Below are 19,579 nucleotides of genomic sequence, written 5' to 3'. Positions count from 1 at the left end.
CCTAGCGCAACCCGCCAATCCTACCTCAGAGTTTATTCCCGCTTCCCTTCGTCAAGCTTCCGCTCAACCCCGTTCCGCGTCCCAACGTCCGCCTCAGCAGCGCCGGTGAAGGGGCTTTTACGGTTAGTGGCTCAGGCCCGCAACCCCTTTTTTTGGCTTTTGTCATCTTTTTTTCACGAACCCGGATTTTTACGGAATATTAAGGGGTTAGGGGAAAAATCAGCAATATTTACGCCCTTTGGCGCAACAAAATTTCCCCATCCCGGCACACCCCTCTCCTACATCTGGGGTTATCCACAGAGTTACCCCCAAAACCCGGTGAATCCGGCGAAAGGCACCCGACTCAAACCTGCCGACTCTGCCGCATCGGCCGCCATCTCAGCGCCAACAGAGCCAGAATCACGCCCAGATAAACCAGCGGTTCGATCTGAAATCCCTTGCTGAGCCAGATGAAGTGCACCGCGGCCAGAATCGCGACCGCGTAGGTCAGCCGATGCAACACCCGCCACCGCGGCCCAAGCCGCCGCACGGACAGGTCATTCGAGGTCAGCGCCAAGGGACACATCATCAGGAATGCGGTAAAGCCGACCGTCACATAGGGCCGCTTGAGAATGTCCGCCCAGATCTGCGCCCAGATCTGCACATCCAGCACCAGCCAGACCAGCAGGTGCAGGCAAACATAGGTAAAGGCCAGCAATCCGACCGCCCTGCGAAACCGGATCAGGTTCACGCCCAGGTGGCGGCGCAGCGGTGTGATGCACAAGCCGAGAATCACGAGCTGCAGAGCGACCTCGCCCAGTTCCCGCTCCAGCGCCTTGATCGGTTCGGCCCCCAGCCCGCCGGTCAGACCCAGATAGAAGGTCCAGACCGCCGGTGCGAGCCCGAGCAGCCACACCGCCCAGACCGGCACCCGCCGGGCCAACCCGTTGATCCGGTCCTGCAGCATCAGAAGTTCTTTTTCAGGTCCATGCCGGCATAAAGCCCCGCCACCTCTTCGGCATAGCCATTGAACATGAGCGTGGGCACGCGCGCCGAAAACAGCCCGCCGCCGATCTGCCGTTCCGTGGCCTGCGACCAGCGCGGGTGATTCACCTCGGGGTTCACATTACTATAAAAGCCGTATTCGCGCGGATTGGCCTTGTTCCAGCTTGTCGGCGGCTCCTTGTCGGTCAGGGTGATCCGAACCACCGACTTGATCGACTTGAACCCGTATTTCCACGGCACGACCAGACGCAACGGCGCGCCGTTCTGATTGGGAATGTCGCGGCCATAGATGCCCGTGGCCATGATCGTCAGCGGATGCAGCGCCTCATCCAGACGCAGCCCCTCGACATAGGGCCAGTCGAGCACCGGATAGCGCACCCCCGGCATTTCATCGGGGCGCAGCACGGTCTCGAAGGCCACGTATTTCGCGGCACTCTGCACGCCCGCCAGATCGAGAAGGTCGGCCAGTTCGAATCCGTTCCACGGCACCACCATCGACCAGGCTTCGACACAGCGGAACCGGTAGAGCCGTTCCTCGATGGTCATCTTGGCCATGATCTCGTCAAAGTCATAGGCGCCGGGGCGATCCACCAGACCGTCGATGGTCACGCTCCAGGGTGACACTGTCAGGATGCGGGCATTGCGCGCCGGATCGCCCTTGTCCGTGCCGAACTCGTAATAGTTGTTGTAGCGGGTAATGTCTTCCCAACTATTGGGTGTCAGCGCCTCGGCCCACGCAGGCGCCCCCCCAAGGCCGAGGCCGACGCCCGCCGCTGCCCCGGCGATCAACTGGCGGCGATTGAGGAATGCCGCCTCCGGGGTGACGTCCTTGTCACGTAGCGTGTTCGTCCAGCGATGGGCCATGTCATCTCTCCTGTCTCGTTTGCTCCTTATATAGAGGGATCAGGCCCCATCGCCACAAACGGTCAGCCACGCCCAATCACAAAGCCGCGTCCGGATTGTAACTTGGCCGGATTCTATTGAACGCGACCGAGGTGCCATCGGCCTGCACCAGCCGCACATGCCGCCGCCGCATCAGGCGCGGTTCGGCCACGCCGACGGAATGTGCGATGGTCTCGACCTCCTTGATCACCGATTTGGCGTAATTGGCGACCTTGAGGTATTTGTCCTCCACCACCAGACCGCGCTGCAAATAGGGATCATGGGTGGTGATGCCGGTGGGACAGGTGTTGCGATTGCATTTCAACGCCTGAATACAGCCGAGGCTGAACATGAAGCCGCGCGCCGAGGTGACGAAATCCGCGCCAGCGCAAATCGCCCAGGCCACATCGCCGGGGTTGATCAGCTTGCCGCTCGCGATCATGCGGATGCGCTCTTTCAACCCGTAGCGGTCCCGCAGATCGACCATGCGCGGCAGCGCGTCCCGAATGGGCATGCCCACCAGATCCATCAGCGGCATGGGCGCGGCCCCGGTGCCGCCCTCGCCGCCGTCGATACAGATGAAATCCGGCGCGCAGTCCGCCCCACGCGCCACGATCATCTCGAACAGCGGTTCCCAGGCCTCGGACGATCCGATCACGGTCTTGAACCCCACCGGGCGGCCAGTGACATCCCGGATATGGCCGATCACGTCCAGCAATTCGCCAAAGTCGTTGATATCGGCATGACGATTGGGCGAAATGCTGTCTTTGCCCAGTTCGATGCCGCGAATGGCGGCGATTTCCTCATTGACCTTCTCACCGGGCAGAATGCCGCCCTTGCCGGGCTTGGCGCCCTGCGCCAGCTTCAGCTCGAACATCTTGATGCACGGGTTGTCCGACACCTCGCGCAGGCGCGCATCGCTCAGATTGCCCAAGGCATCGCGCACACCATACTTGGCGGTGCCGATCTGATAGACCAGATCGCAATTGCCGATCAGGTGAAACGGGCTCAGCCCCCCCTCGCCGGTGTTCAGCCAGATACCCGCCTTGGCCGCACCCCGGCTCAGCGCCTCGACCGCCGGGCGCGAAATCGCGCCATAGCTCATGCCGGAAATGTTGAAGATCGACTTGGCCATATAGGGAATCGCCGCCGTTGGCCCGATCTGCATTGGCGCCGTGGTGGCGAACTGATCATCCAGCGGCGGAAACACCGCAGGCACAAAGATGGGCGTGCCCGGAACCCCGAGATTGCGGGTCGAACCGAAGGCGATCGTGTTGCCCGCCCCCTTGGTCGCGTGGCTGACCCAATCCCGCTGTGCCCGGTTGAACGGCATCTCCTCGCGGTCCATCGCAAAGAAATACTGACGAAAGAACTCACCCAGCTTGGTGAACAGCCCCCGAAATCGCCCGATCACCGGATAGTTGCGCCGGATCGCGTCGCCGGGTTGCGTTCTGTCGAGGATATAGAACACCACCACCGCCAGCACGACCGCGCCCAAGGCAAACACGAACAGCAGCGCCAGAACCTCCAGGATCTGCGTCACATACCCCATCTGAAATCTCCAATGATCCCGCCCACGCCGCAAAGGGCGCCTCGTGCGCAACCTGCGCCATTCAGGCCTTGCAAACAAGCCGGTAAAGCACGCCTTTGGCCCCTGTTTCACCCCATCGAGGCAAAGATCGGGCCGTTCGCCCGCACCCCCCGAAACGGGCGGGAAACCCGGCTGAAACTTCTGCATCGCACAGGAAAATCTTCGCCTCTTCACAAAAACGTGACTGGAAGTTTCAGACACGCCCGGCTTAGCGGGCGCGCCCCTCGCGTCAAACCGCATCGGCGGAAATCCCCGGTGAACCAGTGGCAGGCTCGCTGCGTAGGCCCGGCATGATCCCGATACCGGGGTCGTGCAAACGAACACTCAAACGGAGACGCAAACCATGTTTCGCAGAACCTATCTCGCCCTGACCGCCGCCGCCCTGATGGCTGGACCTGCCTTTGCCGACAATCACGGCAAGGACATCGTCGACATCGCCGCCGGCAACGAGAGCTTCTCGACGCTTGTCGCCGCCGTGCAGGCCGCGGACCTTGTCGATACGCTCAAGGGCGAAGGCCCCTTCACCGTCTTTGCCCCCACGGATGAAGCTTTTGCAGCCCTGCCCACAGGCACGGTCGAGGACCTGCTCAAGCCCGAGAACAAGGACAAGCTGACCGCCGTCCTCACCTATCACGTGGTGCCGGGCAAGGTGATGTCGGGCGATCTCTCGGATGGCATGACCGCCACCACCGTGCAGGGCAGCGATGTCACCATCGGCACCACCGATGGCGTGAGCGTCGATGGCGCCAAGGTCGTTCAGGCCGACATCGAGGCCAGCAATGGCGTAATTCACGTGATCGACAGCGTCATCCTGCCGAAATAACCCACCACTCACGACCGGCAGCGGCGGGGCGGCCCACGGGCCGCCCCGTTTCGTCAGCACGAGTCGCCCTCAGACGAAACCCGCTCTAGACATGCTGCGCCCCGTTGATCTCGATCTCGGTCCCGGAAATATAGGACGACCCTTCGGAACAGAGGAAAAAGATTGTGTTGGCCACCTCATCGGGTTCGCCCAACCGCCGCATCGGGATGCTATCGACCAGCTTGTCGGTCCCCGGCGACAGGATCGCCGTGCGGATCTCTCCGGGCGCAATCGCATTGACCCTGACCCCCAATGGTCCGAAATCATGCGCCATCTCGCGCGTCAGCGCCACCAGCGCCGCCTTGGACGTCGCATAGGCCGCCCCGGCAAAGGGATGCACGCGGCTCCCGGCAATCGAGGTCACATTGACCACCGCGCCGCGCGCCGCCGCCAGCTCATCCCGCAGACTGCGCGCCAGAACCACCGAGGCAAAGAAATTGACGTGAAACACCTGCCCCCAGGTCCGCAGATCGGTGGAAAAGGTATCCAGCCGCTCGCCATTTGGCCCCTTGGGGGAAATGCCCGCGTTATTGACCAGCGCATCCAGCCGCCCGCCCAGCCGCGCGCGCAACTCCTCGACCTTGACGATCACGTCATTGGGGTCCGACAGATCCATCTGGATATGGTTCTCGGCCCCGCCTCCCCAGGGACATTCCGCCGGAAAGGGCTGGCGCGAACAGGTGATGACCCGCCATCCGGCGGCATTGAAGCGCCGCACCGTGGCATGGCCGATTCCCCGGCTCGCCCCCGTCAGCACCAGCGTTTTGGTCTCGGACATGCGCCCCCTCTTTCGGTCGCGGATTTCCCTGCGCCAAGCTTAGCGCTTCGCGGCCCGCCCGCAACGGGCCTTGGCACCACCCCGCACAGATTGTAATGAAGAAAGCAACCCCGTGTCGGAGACCAGCATGAAGGCCAGAGATATGAATCGCGACTGGATCGCCACCGCCCGCACCCTCTCCGAGGCGCTGCCCTATCTGCAACGCTACACCGGCGCGATTGTCGTGATCAAACTCGGCGGGCACGCCATGGGCAGCGACGAGGCGATGGAAACCTTCGCCCGCGACGTGGTGCTGATGCGCCAGGTCGGCGTCAACCCGGTGATCGTCCATGGCGGCGGGCCGATGATCAACCAGATGCTCGAGAAACTGGAGATCAAGTCGGAATTCGTGAATGGCAAGCGCGTGACCGACGCCGCCACCATGGACGTGGTGGAAATGGTGCTGTCCGGTCAGGTCAACAAACGCATCGTGGCTGCGATCAACGGTCAGGGCGGGCGCGCCGTGGGTCTGTCGGGCAAGGATGCCCGGCTCATAACCTGCACGCCCTCGCATCCGGACCTGGGCCTTGTGGGCGATCCCTCCGAGATTGACCCCACCATCCTGCACACGCTCTTTGCCGCCGATATGATCCCCGTCATCGCCCCCCTGGGCGCGGGCCACGAAGGCGAGACCTACAACATCAACGGCGACACCGCCGCAGGTGCCGTGGCCGCCGCCCTCAAGGCCGACCGCCTGCTTCTGCTCACCGACATCGACGGGGTACGCGACGGCGAGGGCCGCGTCGTCACCGAACTCAGCGCCGAGCAGATCCGCCAAATGACCCGTGACGGCGTGATCGCGGGCGGCATGATCCCCAAGACCGAAACCGCCCTTGCCGCCATCGAGGGCGGCGTGCGCGCGGTGGTCATCCTCGACGGGCGCGCGCCCAACGCCACCCTGCTCGAGCTTTTCACCGAACATGGCGCAGGCTCGCTCATCCGGGGGAACAACACCCCCCGTGTGCCCCGCTCCAGCCAGAGCTGAGCCGCGCGCGTGCCCGCCCTGCCCCCGGCGCTGTTTGACCTTGCGGGCGCGCACCACCTGACCGCTTCGGGCGCGCTGCATCTGGCGCCCGATGAGATACCCGGCCTGCAAACCCTCGTGCTGCTCAGCCCCGCCGAGCCGGGCTTTTGGGATCATTTCACCGCCACGCCCGAATATCGCGACGGTGCGCGCGACCCGATGAACCGATGGTCGGCCCGCGTCATCACCGCCATGGCTGACGCGCTCGGGGCCACGCCACTGTTCCCCTTTTCCGGCCCCCCCTGGCAGCCCTTCACCGATTGGGCCCGCCGCAGCGCCCGCGCCTGGCCCTCGCCCGTGGGCCTTCTGGTGCATGACGCGGCCGGTCTGATGATCTCCTATCGCGGGGCCCTCGCCTTTCGCGACCGCTTTGTCCTGCCGCCCTCCGGGCCGCGCCCCTGCGACACCTGCCCGGATCAGCCCTGCCTGCGCGCCTGCCCGGTCAATGCACTGCGCCCGGACGCCTATAACGTTCCGGCCTGCAAAACCGATCTCGACCGCCCCGGCAATGACTGCCGCGCGCGCGGCTGTGCGGTGCGCCGCGCCTGCCCACTCAGCCAAACCTATGGCCGGCTCGAGGCGCAATCCGCCTTTCACATGGAGTATTTCGGATGAAGACGCTCCTTCTCATGCGTCACGCCAAATCCGATTGGGGCGACCCGCGCCTGCCAGACAGCGCCCGCCCCCTCAACGCGCGCGGTCGCCGCGCCGCAACAGCCCTCGGCCACTGGCTCCGTGCGCAGAACCTGCACCCCGACCAGATCCTCTGCTCCTCCTCCGTCCGAACCCGGGAAACCTGCGCGCGGCTCAAGCTCGACACAGCGCCAGAGCTGCAAGACGCGCTCTATCTGGCTGAGGCCGATGAGATGCTCGCGGTCCTGCGCCGTGCCACCGGCAGTCTTGTCCTCATGCTGGGCCATAATCCCGGCATCGCCGAATTCGCGGCCCTCCTGGTGGCCAAAGCTCCGGATCACGATCGTTTCGACGACTATCCCACCGGGGCCACCCTGTTGGTGCGGTTCGACATCGCCGATTGGTCCGCCCTTCAGCCCGGCACCGGCTCTGCACTGCAGTTCCTCACGCCCCACGACCTGCCATAACCGGCAGATGCAACCGCCCGTCTTTATCGGATCAGACATCTATCGCGGTTCCTCCTACGGGGCGCGCCACCCGCTCTCGATCCCGCGCGTGCCCACGGTGATCGACCTCTGCCGCGCTCTGGGCTGGTTGCCGCAGTCGCAGTATCGCACCAGCCCCCGCGCCAAGCCGCAGGCGCTGACCGCATGGCACACCCCGGCCTATATCGCGGCCTTGCAAGCGGCCGAAACATCCGGGCAGGTCACGCCCCACATCCGCGCCCGCCATCAGATCGGCACGCTCTCCAACCCGATCTTTCCAGAGATGTTCCGCCGCCCCGCCACCGCCGCCGGTGGCTCGCTGCTTGCCACCGACCTCTTGGCCAATGGCGGCGTGGCCTATAATCCCGGCGGCGGCACCCATCACGGCATGGCCGATCACGCGGGCGGCTTCTGCTATCTCAACGACCCGGTGCTGGCGATCAAGGCGTTTCTGGCTCAGGGCCTCAGCCGCATCGCCTATGTCGACATCGACGCGCATCACTGCGACGGGGTGGCCACCGCCTTTCCCAATGAGCCCCGCGTGCTGATGATCTCCACCCATGAGGCCGCACGTTGGCCTTTCACCGGCACGCTGGACGATCGCGCGGGCGGCCATGCCATCAACCTGCCCCTGCCCCGCGCCACCAATGACAGCGGCTTTGCCATGGCGCTGCACGAGGTCATTCTTCCCGCCGTGCAGGCCTTCCATCCGCAGGCCATCGTCCTGCAATGCGGTGCCGATGCCGTGACCGAAGACCCGCTGTCGCGCCTCTGCCTCTCCAACAACGCCCATTGGGAAGCGGTGGCGCTCTTGCGCCCGCTCGCCCCGCGCCTCCTCACCTTGGGCGGCGGCGGCTACAACCCCTGGACCGTGGGCCGCCTCTGGTCCGGTGTCTGGGCCACCCTCAACAACATCGAAATTCCCGACCGCCTGCCCGAACCCGCCCGCGCCATCCTTGCAGCCCTCTCATGGTCGCGCCGACCGGCCCTGCCCGACGACACGCTCATCGACACGCTGCGCGACGCCCCGCGCCCCGGCCCTATCGCCGATGACCTGCGCGCCGCGGTCCAACACCTGCGCGCCCGCCGCACCGCTTGGGTCTGACGACAAAAGGGGCGGCTCCACGCCACCCCTTTCATCTGGCCCCAAATACCTCGGGGGAGTCGCCGTCAGGCGACGGGGGCAGCGCCCCCTTCCGTGCCTCAGTGCCCGAGAATCTGGCTCAGGAACAGCTTGGTCCGGTCCGACTGCGGATTGTTGAAGAACTCTTCCGGTTCGTTCTGCTCCACGATCTGCCCCTGATCCATAAAGATCACCCGGTTCGCCACCTTGCGCGCAAAGCCCATCTCATGCGTCACGCAGAGCATGGTCATGCCTTCTTCGGCGAGCTGGATCATCGTATCCAGAACTTCCGAGATCATCTCGGGATCGAGCGCCGATGTCGGCTCGTCAAACAGCATGATCCGCGGCCGCATGCACAAGGAGCGTGCAATCGCCACCCGCTGCTGCTGCCCCCCCGAGAGCTGGCCGGGATATTTGTTGGCCTGTTCCGGGATCTTGACCTTTTCAAGGAAATGCATTGCCACTTCCTCGGCCTCTTTCTTGGGCGTCTTGCGCACCCAGATCGGCGCCAGCGTGCAATTCTCCATGATCGTCAGATGCGGGAAGAGGTTGAAGTGCTGGAACACCATGCCAACCTCCGACCGGATCTTGTCGATATTCTTGAGGTCATTCGACAAGAGCGTGCCATCAACCGTGATCGAACCCTTCTGATGCTCCTCCAGCGCGTTGATGCACCGGATGAGCGTGGATTTGCCCGATCCCGACGGTCCCGCGATGACGATCCGCTCGCCCTGATAGACGGTCAGGTCGATGTCGCGCAGCACGTGGAACGCGCCATACCACTTGTTCATCTTGCTGATCTCGACAGCAACCTGATCCGAGACCTTCATTTGTGTTTGTGCGGCCATGTCCGTGACCCTCCTTACCGATGATCCGTGCGAAGCTGACGCTCCAGCCACTGGGAATATTGCGAGATGCCGTAGCAGGTGATGAAGAACAGGACGCAGGCAAAGCCGAACAGCTCCCAATAAACCCCGTTCCACTCTGACGAGGCCAGGATCGGCCCCCGGATCATGCCCACGATGTCGAACATCGAGATGACCGAGACCAGCGTCGTATCCTTGAAGAGGCCCACCGCCACGTTCACGATGCCCGGGATCGAGATCTTGAGCGCTTGCGGCAGAATGATCAGCTGCATCGCCTGCGCATAGTCCAGACCCAGACTATCCGCCGCCTCGTATTGCCCGCGCGGCAGCGCGGCGAGGCCCCCCCGGATCACCTCGGCGATATAGGCCGAAGAGAACATCGTGATCATGATGATCACCCGCAGGATCAGGTCGAAATTCGTCCCCGGCGGCAGGAAATAGGCCAGCACCACGTTGGCCACGAACAAGAGCGTGATCAGCGGCACACCGCGAATGAACTCGATGAAGACCACGCAGATCCACTTGATGATCGGCATGCTCGATTGCCGCCCAAGCGCCAGCAGGATGCCCAGGGGCAAGGACAGCGACACACAGACCACCCCCAGCATCAGGTTGATCATGAACCCGCCCATATCGCGCGAGGCCACGGCCTCGATCGCCAGCACATTCTCCATCGACGCCGTCACATAGCCCGACAGGATCCAGAAGATGAGCGCCGCCACAAACGCGACGATCACCGCGACACCTGCGTTGACCGTCACCATGCGGCTATAGACAAAGGCACCGACCAGAACGCCCAGCAGGGCAAAGACCGGCACCATCAGCGACCCGCCCCAGATCAGCCAATAGGCAATGAACGGGTAAAGCCCGGTAAAGATCAGCATCTTGCGCGGGAATACCTTGGCAAAGAGCACCGGTGCGGCAGCAATGAACAGCAGCAAAAAGGCCAGACCCGGGCGCCAATACAGCTCGGACGGATACTTGAATCCGAACAAGAGCTGGTTCCAACGCTCGGTCAGGACCGCGAAACACCCCCCGACCTTGCCATCCAGGATTTCCCGACAGGCCGAGAGACTTGGGCTCTCCCACACACCGTTGAGAAACCAGGGCGCGGTCGAGATGATGATCTGAAGCACCACATAGGCCGACACGATTGTCAGCAGCGCATTGCCGGGCGAGGAAAACAGGTTCTCGCGCAGCCATTTGATAGCACCCGTTTGCGTCGCCGGCGGCGGCGCTTCGGGCAGCATGTGCTTGCGTACAAAGGCGAATTGATCACGGGACATGCTCAACGCTCCTTCAGCTTGATCGAGTTGTTGTAGACGTTCATGATCGCCGAAATGGCGAGGCTGATCGTCAGATAGAACAACATCAGCATCAGCACGCATTCGATCGCGCGCCCCGTCTGGTTGAGCGTGATCCCCCCCAAGGTGCCGGTCACATCCATGTAACCCACGGCAATCGCCAACGAAGAGTTCTTGGTGAGGTTCAGGTATTGCGAAATCAGTGGCGGGATGATCACCCGCAGCGCCTGCGGCAGGATCACGAGGTTCATGATCCGTTTCGGACGCAGGCCAAGCGACGCCGCCGCTTCGGTCTGGCCCTTGCTTACGGCCTGAATGCCCGCGCGCACGTTTTCCGCGATGAAGGCGCCCGTATAGATCGCCAGCGCGAACCACAGCGCGATCAAAGAGCCGCGAATATGCAGACCGCCATCAAAGTTGAACCCCTTCAGCGCCGGGTAATTCAGGCTGATCGGCTGACCCAGAACGAAATAGATCAACAGCGTCGGCACGAACAGGATCACCAGCGAGGGCCAGCCCATCGGCAAGAGCCGCCCGGTGTCATAAAGCAGCTTGGTCGCATACCGGCGATAGGCAAAGACGCCGACGACCGAGGCAAGGAATGTCAGAACCACCACCAGCGATCCCGGCCCCCAGACGGGTGCGGGCACATAGACCCCCCGGTTGGTAAAGGCAAAGGCATCGAACAGCATCGACGCATCCGGGTTCTCACCCCGAAACTGGTTGGGCGCGGGCATCACCGCCGTCATCACCGTAAAGATGATGAGGATCCAGATCAGCACCGGAATGTTGCGAAAGATCTCGACATAAAAGGCCATCAGCTTGCGCACCAGCCAGTTCGGCGAGAGCCGCAGCACACCGGCCGTGACCCCGAAAACCGTCGCCGTCGCACAGCCCAGAAACGCCACGATCAACGTGTTGATCACCCCCACCACCGAGGCACGCAAGTGGCTCGACTGGCTGTCGTATTCGATGGGCCGCTGGTTGATGTCGTAATTCGCGGGGCTGCTCAGGAAGTCAAAGGAAATGTTCTGCCCCTGCGCGGCCAGGTTGCTGACAAGGTTGGCCCCAAGATAGCCAAGCAGCAGCATCAACAAAACGAGCGCGATGAATTGGAAGGTGTAAGAGCGATACCGCGTATCGTAAATCAGCATAGATAGCTGAAACGACACCTTGGGAGGGTCGGTCATCGTTGTCATCTGGGATTTTCCCTGTGTTTCAACCCGGATTTTTATCGGCATCTCTGCCGTGGGCCGATTTTTGAGTGGTCTTGAGGTGAAAAGGGCGCGGGAATGATCCCGCGCCCCTCGTCAGGTTTGCTTAGCGGAACGGCGGGGCATACATGATGCCGCCCTGGGTCCACTGTGCGTTCAGACCACGGGCCAGACCGATCGGGGTCTTTTCACCGATGTTCTTTTCAAAGATCTCGCCGTAGTTGCCACCGACGGCAATCGCGCGCTTGGCCCACTCGTTGTCGAGACCGATCATCGCGCCCAGTTCACCTTCGGTGCCGAGGATACGGTTGATCTCCGGGTTTGCACCCGGTGCAGCCGACAGTTCGCCGATATTGGCCGAGGTGATGCCCATTTCTTCAGCAGCGACCAGCGCGTAGAAGGTCCAGCGCACGATATCACCCCAATCGTTGTCGCCATGGCGCACCAGCGGGCCCAGCGGCTCTTTCGAGATGATTTCCGGCAGAATCACGTGATCGCCCGGAGCTTCGAACGCAGCGCGCGTGGATGCCAGACCCGACGCATCGGTCGTGTAGGTATCGCAGGCACCGGCCAGATACTGCTGCTGACCTTCGGCGTTGGTCTCGATCGGCACCGGCTCATAGCTGATGTTGTTGGCACGGAAGAAATCCGCAAGGTTCAGCTCGGTGGTGGTGCCGGTCTGGATGCAAACGGTCGCGCCGTCCAGCTCTTTGGCAGAGCTCACACCCAGCGACTTGGGCACAAGGAAGCCCTGGCCGTCATAGTAGTTCACGCCGACGAAATCGAACTTGAGGTCGGTATCGCGCGAAAAGGTCCAGGTGGTGTTGCGCGCCAGCATGTCGATCTCGCCCGAGGCAAGCGCGGTAAAGCGTGTCTTGCCGGTGGTCGGCACGAATTCAACAGCATTGCCATCACCCAGCACGGCTGCGGCAACGGCGCGGCAGATGGCCACGTCAAAACCTTCCCAGACACCGTTCGCATCGGGGGCGGCAAAGCCCACGAGGCCGGTGGTCACGCCACAGTTCAGCTTGCCGCGGGCCTTCACGTCATCCAACGTGGCAGCCGCAGAAGCGCCAGCCGCAAGGCCGGCCACCGTCAGCGCGCCCAAAAATACGGTTTTTTTCATGTTTACCTCTTCCTGATTATCCGCCCTTCAAGAGCGGTTTGTCGGGCCAATCGGCCCATTGTGACACTGTTGGCAGGGCTCTCACCCCTCTCAGTGACGCCAAGTTTGTGTGGATTCATCACGAAACGTCAAGTCTTTGTTCACCAAACCCTATGTGGAACACCGGCCAAACCGGCCCTTGCCGTTGCGTCAGCCAGCCAGCGATCAGATTGCCCGATCCTTGCGCGAAAGATCATAAAACCGCTTGGCGTGAATAAAGTCAGATTGTTTCCTGGCCGCCATCTCTTCGGCCTCTTCATCGCTACCCCATTGCTCTGCCTGCCAGGTTTCATCGACCCGCGAAAGGCTCCAGAGCGTTTCCACGGGGTAAAACCCGTCCAGCGCGGCAAAGCCGATCACAAGCGAGCCGCTCAGGCTCACAAGATCGTGAAATGCGGTCAATGCCCATATATCCAAGGCGTCAACATGCGCCCGCAACCGCGCCAGCGCTGCCGCATCCTGCGGCACATGCACCACACCCTCAACCACAAGTAGCTTCGCAGACAGGACCGATTCGGTCCAATCAAGGAGCGGATTCCATGCCGCTGCCTGTTTTTCGATCAGTTCCACCGGGCCGGTTGCCCGATAACAGACCAGATCACTGTCGCCATAGGCCGCGAGCATCTCGGCCACCTCGGATTTCTGCCGCGCCACCTTGTCGATGGCGGCATTGGCAGACCGGGTAAACGGCATGGTGCCGGGGTCGATCTTGCCCTCCTGCGCGTTCCATTCGGCGGCAATCGCCTCGGCCAGGGCGCGCGTCGGCACGATCAGCGCGGCCTTGGCCGGGGTGCGCACCGCGCGCCCATCCAGCCGCACGCCAAATCCGCCCTCTTCCTCGACAACACCCGCCTCTTTCCAGAACCGCTTGGCCTTCCATTCGCTCATCGCCTACCCCCAAACCCGCGCAATCGCCTCGGGCAACGCCCGGAAATCCTGCACGATCTCGCGCGCAGCCCCCAGCGCGTCGGGCCGGTGATAGCCCCAGGCTACACCGATGCCCGCAATCCCCGCCGCCTGCGCCATCTCCATGTCGAAACTCGTATCGCCCACCATCACCGCATTCTCGGGCGCAACCCCGGTTTCCGCCAGCGCGGCCCGCAGCATCGAGGGATGCGGTTTCGAGGGGTGATGATCCGCCACCTGCCGCGTCACGAAATACGACCGCAGGTTATGCCCATCCAACAGCTTGTCGAGCCCCCGTGCCGATTTGCCCGTGGCCACGCCCAGCAATGTCTCGGGCACCGCATGCAGCGCCCGGAGCGTATCGAGCGCATGGGGGTAAAGCGGAGACGACACCTCGACGCCGGATGCGGCACGCAACCCCATATACGCCTCCTTATATGCTGCCACGATGCGCATCTGCACATCGCCCGGCAGATGCGGTGCCAGACGCGCAACCGCCACATCGAGCGACAGACCGACAATGCTCAGGATCATCTCGCGCTCCGGCGCGGGCTCCCCGGCCCGGTCAAACGCCGCCCGCATCGCCGCCAGAATATCCCCTTGGCTATCTACCAGCGTGCCATCGACATCAAAGATCACCAGACGCAAGGGGCGGCTCATGCCATATCCTCGAGCGGGTCCTCCGGCGCCTCGGACGGCACCCATTGAAACAGGTCCCATGTCCGCGCCATATGCTCGGGCAAGGGGGCGGTGACATGCAGGATGGCCTTGGTCACAGGATGCTCGATCTTGAGCGACCGGGCATGCAGATGCAGCTTGCGGCTCACATCACCGCCCAGCTGCGCACCCCAGCCATCGCCAAGGTTCTCTTGCCCCGAACCGCCATACTTGCCATCGCCGACGATGGGATGCCCGATCTCGGCCATATGGGCGCGCAATTGATGCGTCCGCCCCGTCACGGGGATCAGCGCCATCCACGCCGTGCGCGCGCCCGCCGCCTCGATCACCGCGTAATCGGTCGTCGCGGGCTTGGCCCCCGGCGTGGCGTCAATGTCGCGCGGATGCAGGCAGAGCATCTTCTCGCCTTCGCCTTTGGCCCCATGGCCGGGCGCTTTGACCAGGCCAAAGCGGATCGTGCCCATGCGCGGCGTGGGCACGCCCGCCACGGCCGCCCAGTAGATCTTGCGCGTGTTGCGATGCCGGAATGCCGCCGTCAGCCCCTTGGCCGCCTCGCGGGTGCGCGCCAGCAACAAGACACCCGAGGTGTCCTTGTCGAGCCGATGCACAAGGCGCGGCTTGTCCTCCGCGCCGAAACGCAGCGCCTCCGCCAGGCCGTCGACATGGCGCGCTTGCTTGCTGCCGCCCTGCACCGGCAAACCCGGCGGCTTGTTCAGCGCAATGATGTGATCGTCGCGGTAGATCACACAGGACTGGATCATCTTGGCATCCGCCGGGCTGATCCGCGCCAGCGCTCCGGTCGGCCGCTCGTCGCTGTCGGGCAGTGGCGGGATACGCACGCTCTGCCCCACCTCAAGCCGCGTCGCCGGTTTCACCCGGCCGCCATCCACCCGCAATTCGCCCTTGCGGCACATCTTCTCGATCTGCACTTGGCCGACATGCGGAAACAGCCGCCGGACCCACCGATCCAACCGCTGATCGCCCTCATCCGGCCCAACAACCCGCGTCTGCACACCGCTCATGCGAAAAACCCCCGCGCCAGCCAGACGCCCAAAATCAAGGCCCCGATGGACAATCCCACCGACAGGCCGACATATCCCAAGGCCGCCATCGCCTGTCCCCGCTCCCAGAGCGTGAAGGCCTCGAGCGAGAACGCCGAAAACGTCGTGAACCCACCCAGCAGACCCGTCATCACAAGCGGGCTCATCTGCCCAAGGTCCCGCTGTGCCAGCACCACGACCGCCAACCCCATCAGGAACGACCCAAGGATATTGACCCCCAGCACCCCCACCGGGAATCCCGGCGCGGCCCAGCGCTGCGCCCAGAGCACCACGCCATAGCGCAGGCAAGACCCGATCGCGCCGCCCACGGCCACCTGAAAGAATGCGGTCATCATGCCAGCGTCTGTCGCGCGCGTCCGGTCGATTGTCAAGCGCGGCGCCTGCACATGTGCCCTGGCGCGCCGGACCTGCACAAATTCGCGGGATTTTGTAAGGTTTGTAATCTGGCGCCTCAGCCAAACCCCTGCCGCGCCCAGCGCAATTGCGCCTCGGTCTCCACCGCGCAGGGCCGGATATGGCGCAGGCGCTCCAGCGCCGCCTCAGGCTCCTCACCCTGCGCGATCATCAAGCGCAGCGCCACCATTCCCGACCGTCCGCAGCCCCCCCGACAGTGCACAAGAACCCGCCCGCCCCCGGCCAGAGCGCGGGAAATATCGTGACTGGCCTTACTCCACGCCTCGATCTGGCTAGGGTCCGGCACGTCGAAATCCGGGATCGGAAACGCCACCCATCGCGTTCCCGCCTCCTGCACGTCATTGCCCAGGGTCTCGGCCCCCGCACTCAACATCTCGGTGGGCGTGGTCAAGGATACCACCATTGCTGGCTTCCAGTCGCGGATATGCGCGAGGTCGGCGGCATAATCCCCCGCCGCCCCCGGCAGGGGGGCCAGTGCCAGAGTGCCCCCGCCAACCCGCAGGGCGTAGATGATGAAATCACTCACGCAGCCAACACCTTGATCGCAATTTTCCTCTGCCTGCCTTCAGCTTTGTCATATCGCCCGCAAAAAGCAAGGTGGACGCCTCCGCCCCCCCGCCTTACGTTACTCGCGTATCCGAATCCCGCAAAGGCGCTCCATGTCCGACACCCCAACCCCCGGCTATCAGGTTCTCGCGCGGAAATACCGGCCCGAAACCTTTGCCGATCTGGTCGGGCAAGACGCGATGGTGCGCACCCTCAAGAACGCATTTCAGGCCGACCGCATCGCGCAAGCCTTTATAATGACTGGGATTCGTGGCACCGGCAAAACCACGACGGCGCGTATCATCGCCAAGGGCATGAACTGTATCGGCCCCGATGGGCAGGGTGGCCCCACGACCGAGCCATGTGGCCAGTGCGAACATTGTCGCGCCATCATGGAGGGCCGGCATGTCGATGTGATGGAGATGGACGCGGCCTCCCGCACCGGCGTGGGCGACATCCGCGAGATCATCGAGAGCGTGAATTATCGTGCAGCTTCAGCACGTTACAAGATCTATATCATCGACGAAGTGCATATGCTCTCGGTCAATGCCTTCAACGCCTTGCTCAAGACGCTGGAAGAGCCGCCCGCGCATGTAAAGTTCATTTTCGCCACCACCGAAATCCGCAAGGTGCCGGTGACGGTGCTGTCGCGCTGCCAACGCTTTGACCTGCGCCGGATCGAACCCGAGGTGATGATCGCCCTCCTGCGCCGCATCGCCGACCGGGAAAGCGCGCAAATCACTGATGACGCGCTGGCCCTCATCACCCGCGCGGCAGAGGGCTCTGCCCGCGATGCGACCTCTCTGCTGGATCAGGCGATTTCCCATGGTGCGGGCGAAACCACGGCGGATCAGGTGCGCGCCATGCTCGGGCTCGCGGACCGTGGCCGGGTGCTCGACCTCTTCGACATGATCATGCGGGGCGATGCGGCTGGCGCGCTCTCGGAGCTCAGCGCGCAATATGCCGAAGGCGCCGACCCGCTGGCGGTACTGCGCGATCTGGCTGAGATAACCCATTGGATTTCCGTAGTAAAGATCACGCCTGACGCGGCCAACGATCCCACCATCGGCCCGGACGAGCGCGCGCGCGGGCTCGACATGGCCGCATCGCTGCCGATGCGCGTTCTCACCCGGATGTGGCAAATGCTGCTCAAGGCGCTGGATGAGGTCGGGCAGTCGCCCAATGCGATGATGGCTGCCGAAATGGCGGTGATCCGCCTTACCCATGTGGCCGACCTGCCCGCCCCCGAGGATCTCGTGCGTCGCCTGCAGGACGCGCCCCCCACCGGCCCCGGCGGGGGCGGAGGCGGGGGCGCACGCCCTCAAACTGCTTCGAACCAGACCACCCGCGCCCAAGGCCAAAGCTACACGCTCACCCATTCCGGCCCGACCGGTCCCGTGTCACAGGGCGGCGCATCACCCCTTTTGGCCCAGGACCCGGAAGAGGCACTGGCGCGCTACCCCACCTTCGAGCATGTGCTGGAGCTCATCCGCGCCAATCGCGACGTGAAGCTCCTGCTCGAGGTCGAGGGCTGTGTCCGCCTTGCCAATTACCGCCCTGGCCGGATCGAATTCACCCCCACACCGGATGCCCCCGGTGATCTGGCGCAGCGTCTGGGTGGTGCACTGCAACGCTGGACCGGAAATCGCTGGGCCGTAACGCTCGTGAATTCGGCCACCGCGCCCACCATTCTCGAGGCGCGCCACGCCGCCGAGGATGCGGCCGAGACCGAGGCCAGACAGCATCCGCTGGTGCAGGCAGTATTCGCGGCCTTTCCGCGCGCCAAGATCGCCCGTGTCAAAACGGCCCAGGACATCGCCACCCATGCCGAGACCGAGGCCCTGCCCGAGGTTGAGGATGAATGGGATCCGTTTGAAGAGGACTGAACCGCGCCGCTCTTGCCTGTCGCCATTCCAACCCGGATATGTTTAAAGACGGCAACCACATTGCATGGCCCGATCCGAGGGCCAAAACCACAGGAGATCACAGCATGTTCAAAGGTTTGGGCCAGATGGGCGACATGGCCAAAATGATGAAGGCCGCGCAGGAAATGCAAAAGAAGATGGCCGCTTTGCAGGAAGAAATGCACACGATCATGGTGACGGGTGAATCCGGGGCGGGCCTCGTGAAGGCGACCTGCTCTGCCAAGGGAGAGCTCAAGGCGCTCGACATTGACCCCTCTATCTTCAACTCCGACGACAAGGAGGTCGTCGAGGATCTGATCCTTGCCGCGATCAAGGACGCACAGGCCAAGGCATCGGCCCGCGCCCAAGAGGAAATGGGCAAGATCACCGAAGGCATGGGCCTGCCCAAAGACATGAAGCTGCCCTTCTGAGAAGCCGCTTCTTTATGGTCTAAATACTCGAAACCACCAACGCCTGCCCCGAGCGGAGCCAGAGATTGAGCAGCACCCGCGATATCGACGCCCTCATCGAGATGATGGCCCGCTTGCCGGGGCTTGGCCCCCGCTCGGCCCGCCGAGCGGTGTTGCACATGATCCGCAAGCGCGCGTTGTTGCTCTCTCCTTTGGCGCGCCTGATGCAGACCGTCGCGGATACGGCCCGGGAATGTGTTACCTGCGGCAATATCGGCACCACCGAGATTTGCGACATCTGCGCCAATAGCAAACGCGCGAACGGCCAGATCTGCGTGGTCGAGGATGTGGCCGATCTCTGGGCGATGGAACGCGGACAGGCCTTCAAAGGGCGGTATCATGTGCTGGGCGGCACACTCTCGGCGATGGATCAGATCGGCCCCGAGGTTTTGCGCATTCCGGCCCTTATGGCGCGGGTCGAGGCAGAGGAAATCACCGAGGTGATTCTGGCCCTCAATGCCACGATCGAAGGGCAGACCACCGCGCATTACATCGCGGATCAGCTTGACGGCAAAGTCACGCTCACATCGCTCGCGCAGGGTGTTCCCATTGGCGGCGAGTTGGACTATCTCGACGATGGCACGATCAGCGCGGCGCTCTCTGCCCGCAAACGTCTGTGACACGCCACTCCTGTTTGTCACCCCGTCTAG

The 19,579-nt window shown here is 63.4% G+C and carries 21 protein-coding genes; 8 read left to right on the top strand and 13 right to left on the bottom strand.

Annotation, left to right across the window (positions count from 1 at the left end; translation table 11 throughout):
• Window positions 1–343: 343 nt before the first annotated feature.
• The 3 genes from msrQ to MVC20_RS04115 form a co-directional block, all read right to left on the bottom strand.
• Complete coding sequence (msrQ, locus tag MVC20_RS04125; RefSeq protein ID WP_297538733.1) at window positions 344–946, bottom strand: protein-methionine-sulfoxide reductase heme-binding subunit MsrQ; 603 nt, start codon at window positions 944–946, stop codon at window positions 344–346.
• A complete protein-coding gene (msrP, locus tag MVC20_RS04120) occupies window positions 946–1,848 on the bottom strand; it encodes a protein-methionine-sulfoxide reductase catalytic subunit MsrP (RefSeq protein ID WP_297538731.1) in 903 nt (300 codons plus the stop codon). The genes msrQ and msrP overlap by 1 nt, the downstream gene beginning before the upstream one ends.
• Window positions 1,849–1,924: 76 nt before the next feature.
• Window positions 1,925–3,418, bottom strand: a complete 1,494-nt coding sequence (locus tag MVC20_RS04115) for an FMN-binding glutamate synthase family protein (RefSeq protein ID WP_297538729.1) — start codon at window positions 3,416–3,418, stop codon at window positions 1,925–1,927.
• 382 nt (window positions 3,419–3,800) lie between these two features.
• Between MVC20_RS04115 and MVC20_RS04110 the strand changes: the two genes are divergently transcribed.
• Entirely contained in the window at window positions 3,801–4,280 is a 480-nt protein-coding gene (locus MVC20_RS04110) for a fasciclin domain-containing protein (RefSeq protein WP_297538727.1), read from the top strand.
• An 85-nt stretch (window positions 4,281–4,365) separates the two neighbouring features.
• Here the strand turns inward: MVC20_RS04110 and MVC20_RS04105 are convergent, their stop codons facing one another.
• On the bottom strand, window positions 4,366–5,097 hold the full coding sequence (locus MVC20_RS04105; RefSeq protein WP_297538725.1) for an SDR family oxidoreductase: 732 nt from the start codon (window positions 5,095–5,097) through the stop codon (window positions 4,366–4,368).
• 127 nt (window positions 5,098–5,224) lie between these two features.
• On the opposite strand from MVC20_RS04105, the gene argB reads away from it, so the two are divergent.
• The 4 genes from argB to MVC20_RS04085 are packed head-to-tail and all read left to right on the top strand — an operon-like array spanning window position 5,225 to window position 8,383.
• A complete protein-coding gene (argB, locus tag MVC20_RS04100; RefSeq protein ID WP_297538723.1) occupies window positions 5,225–6,121 on the top strand; it encodes an acetylglutamate kinase in 897 nt (298 codons plus the stop codon).
• Window positions 6,122–6,130: 9 nt separating this feature from the next.
• Window positions 6,131–6,775: a ferredoxin gene (locus MVC20_RS04095; protein WP_297538721.1), complete on the top strand. Its 645-nt coding sequence runs from the start codon at window positions 6,131–6,133 to the stop codon at window positions 6,773–6,775.
• Entirely contained in the window at window positions 6,772–7,260 is a 489-nt protein-coding gene (locus MVC20_RS04090) for a histidine phosphatase family protein (RefSeq protein WP_297538719.1), read from the top strand. The genes MVC20_RS04095 and MVC20_RS04090 overlap by 4 nt, the downstream gene beginning before the upstream one ends.
• Before the next feature lie 7 nt (window positions 7,261–7,267).
• Window positions 7,268–8,383 carry an acetoin utilization protein AcuC gene (locus MVC20_RS04085; protein ID WP_297538716.1) on the top strand — a complete coding sequence of 372 codons (1,116 nt, stop codon included), beginning with the start codon at window positions 7,268–7,270 and terminating at the stop codon, window positions 8,381–8,383.
• Window positions 8,384–8,481: 98 nt separating this feature from the next.
• Here MVC20_RS04085 and MVC20_RS04080 read toward each other — a convergent pair whose 3' ends face one another.
• From MVC20_RS04080 to MVC20_RS04040, 9 genes are all read right to left on the bottom strand, one after another.
• Window positions 8,482–9,249, bottom strand: a complete 768-nt coding sequence (locus tag MVC20_RS04080) for an amino acid ABC transporter ATP-binding protein (RefSeq protein WP_297538714.1) — start codon at window positions 9,247–9,249, stop codon at window positions 8,482–8,484.
• A 14-nt stretch (window positions 9,250–9,263) separates the two neighbouring features.
• Window positions 9,264–10,553, bottom strand: coding sequence for an amino acid ABC transporter permease (locus MVC20_RS04075; RefSeq protein WP_297538712.1), 1,290 nt, complete (start codon window positions 10,551–10,553; stop codon window positions 9,264–9,266).
• Between the two features lie 2 nt (window positions 10,554–10,555).
• Entirely contained in the window at window positions 10,556–11,770 is a 1,215-nt protein-coding gene (locus MVC20_RS04070; RefSeq protein WP_297538710.1) for an ABC transporter permease subunit, read from the bottom strand.
• 121 nt (window positions 11,771–11,891) lie between these two features.
• On the bottom strand, window positions 11,892–12,911 hold the full coding sequence (locus MVC20_RS04065) for an amino acid ABC transporter substrate-binding protein (protein WP_297538708.1): 1,020 nt from the start codon (window positions 12,909–12,911) through the stop codon (window positions 11,892–11,894).
• Window positions 12,912–13,115: 204 nt separating this feature from the next.
• On the bottom strand, window positions 13,116–13,838 hold the full coding sequence (locus MVC20_RS04060; RefSeq protein ID WP_297538706.1) for an ATP12 family protein: 723 nt from the start codon (window positions 13,836–13,838) through the stop codon (window positions 13,116–13,118).
• A gap of 3 nt (window positions 13,839–13,841) precedes the next feature.
• Window positions 13,842–14,516 carry an HAD-IA family hydrolase gene (locus MVC20_RS04055; RefSeq protein ID WP_297538704.1) on the bottom strand — a complete coding sequence of 225 codons (675 nt, stop codon included), beginning with the start codon at window positions 14,514–14,516 and terminating at the stop codon, window positions 13,842–13,844.
• Window positions 14,513–15,556, bottom strand: a complete 1,044-nt coding sequence (locus MVC20_RS04050) for an RluA family pseudouridine synthase (RefSeq protein WP_297538701.1) — start codon at window positions 15,554–15,556, stop codon at window positions 14,513–14,515. The genes MVC20_RS04055 and MVC20_RS04050 overlap by 4 nt, the downstream gene beginning before the upstream one ends.
• Window positions 15,553–15,930, bottom strand: a complete 378-nt coding sequence (gene crcB / locus MVC20_RS04045; protein ID WP_297538699.1) for a fluoride efflux transporter CrcB — start codon at window positions 15,928–15,930, stop codon at window positions 15,553–15,555. The genes MVC20_RS04050 and crcB overlap by 4 nt, the downstream gene beginning before the upstream one ends.
• A 116-nt stretch (window positions 15,931–16,046) precedes the next feature.
• A complete protein-coding gene (locus MVC20_RS04040) occupies window positions 16,047–16,535 on the bottom strand; it encodes a protein-tyrosine phosphatase family protein (protein WP_297538697.1) in 489 nt (162 codons plus the stop codon).
• 133 nt (window positions 16,536–16,668) lie between these two features.
• Here MVC20_RS04040 and MVC20_RS04035 point away from each other — a divergent pair, with 133 nt between their 5' ends.
• The 3 genes from MVC20_RS04035 (at window position 16,669) to recR (ending at window position 19,549) form a co-directional block, all read left to right on the top strand.
• Entirely contained in the window at window positions 16,669–18,441 is a 1,773-nt protein-coding gene (locus MVC20_RS04035) for a DNA polymerase III subunit gamma/tau (RefSeq protein WP_297538695.1), read from the top strand.
• Window positions 18,442–18,545: 104 nt separating this feature from the next.
• Window positions 18,546–18,890: a YbaB/EbfC family nucleoid-associated protein gene (locus MVC20_RS04030; protein WP_037273999.1), complete on the top strand. Its 345-nt coding sequence runs from the start codon at window positions 18,546–18,548 to the stop codon at window positions 18,888–18,890.
• Window positions 18,891–18,955: 65 nt separating this feature from the next.
• Window positions 18,956–19,549, top strand: coding sequence for a recombination mediator RecR (recR, locus tag MVC20_RS04025; RefSeq protein ID WP_297538693.1), 594 nt, complete (start codon window positions 18,956–18,958; stop codon window positions 19,547–19,549).
• Window positions 19,550–19,579: the final 30 nt, after the last annotated feature.

This window comes from Roseovarius sp., from assembly GCF_027019125.1.
In the GTDB taxonomy this organism is placed as follows: domain Bacteria; phylum Pseudomonadota; class Alphaproteobacteria; order Rhodobacterales; family Rhodobacteraceae; genus Roseovarius.
This window is presented reverse-complemented; position numbering and strand designations above follow the sequence as displayed.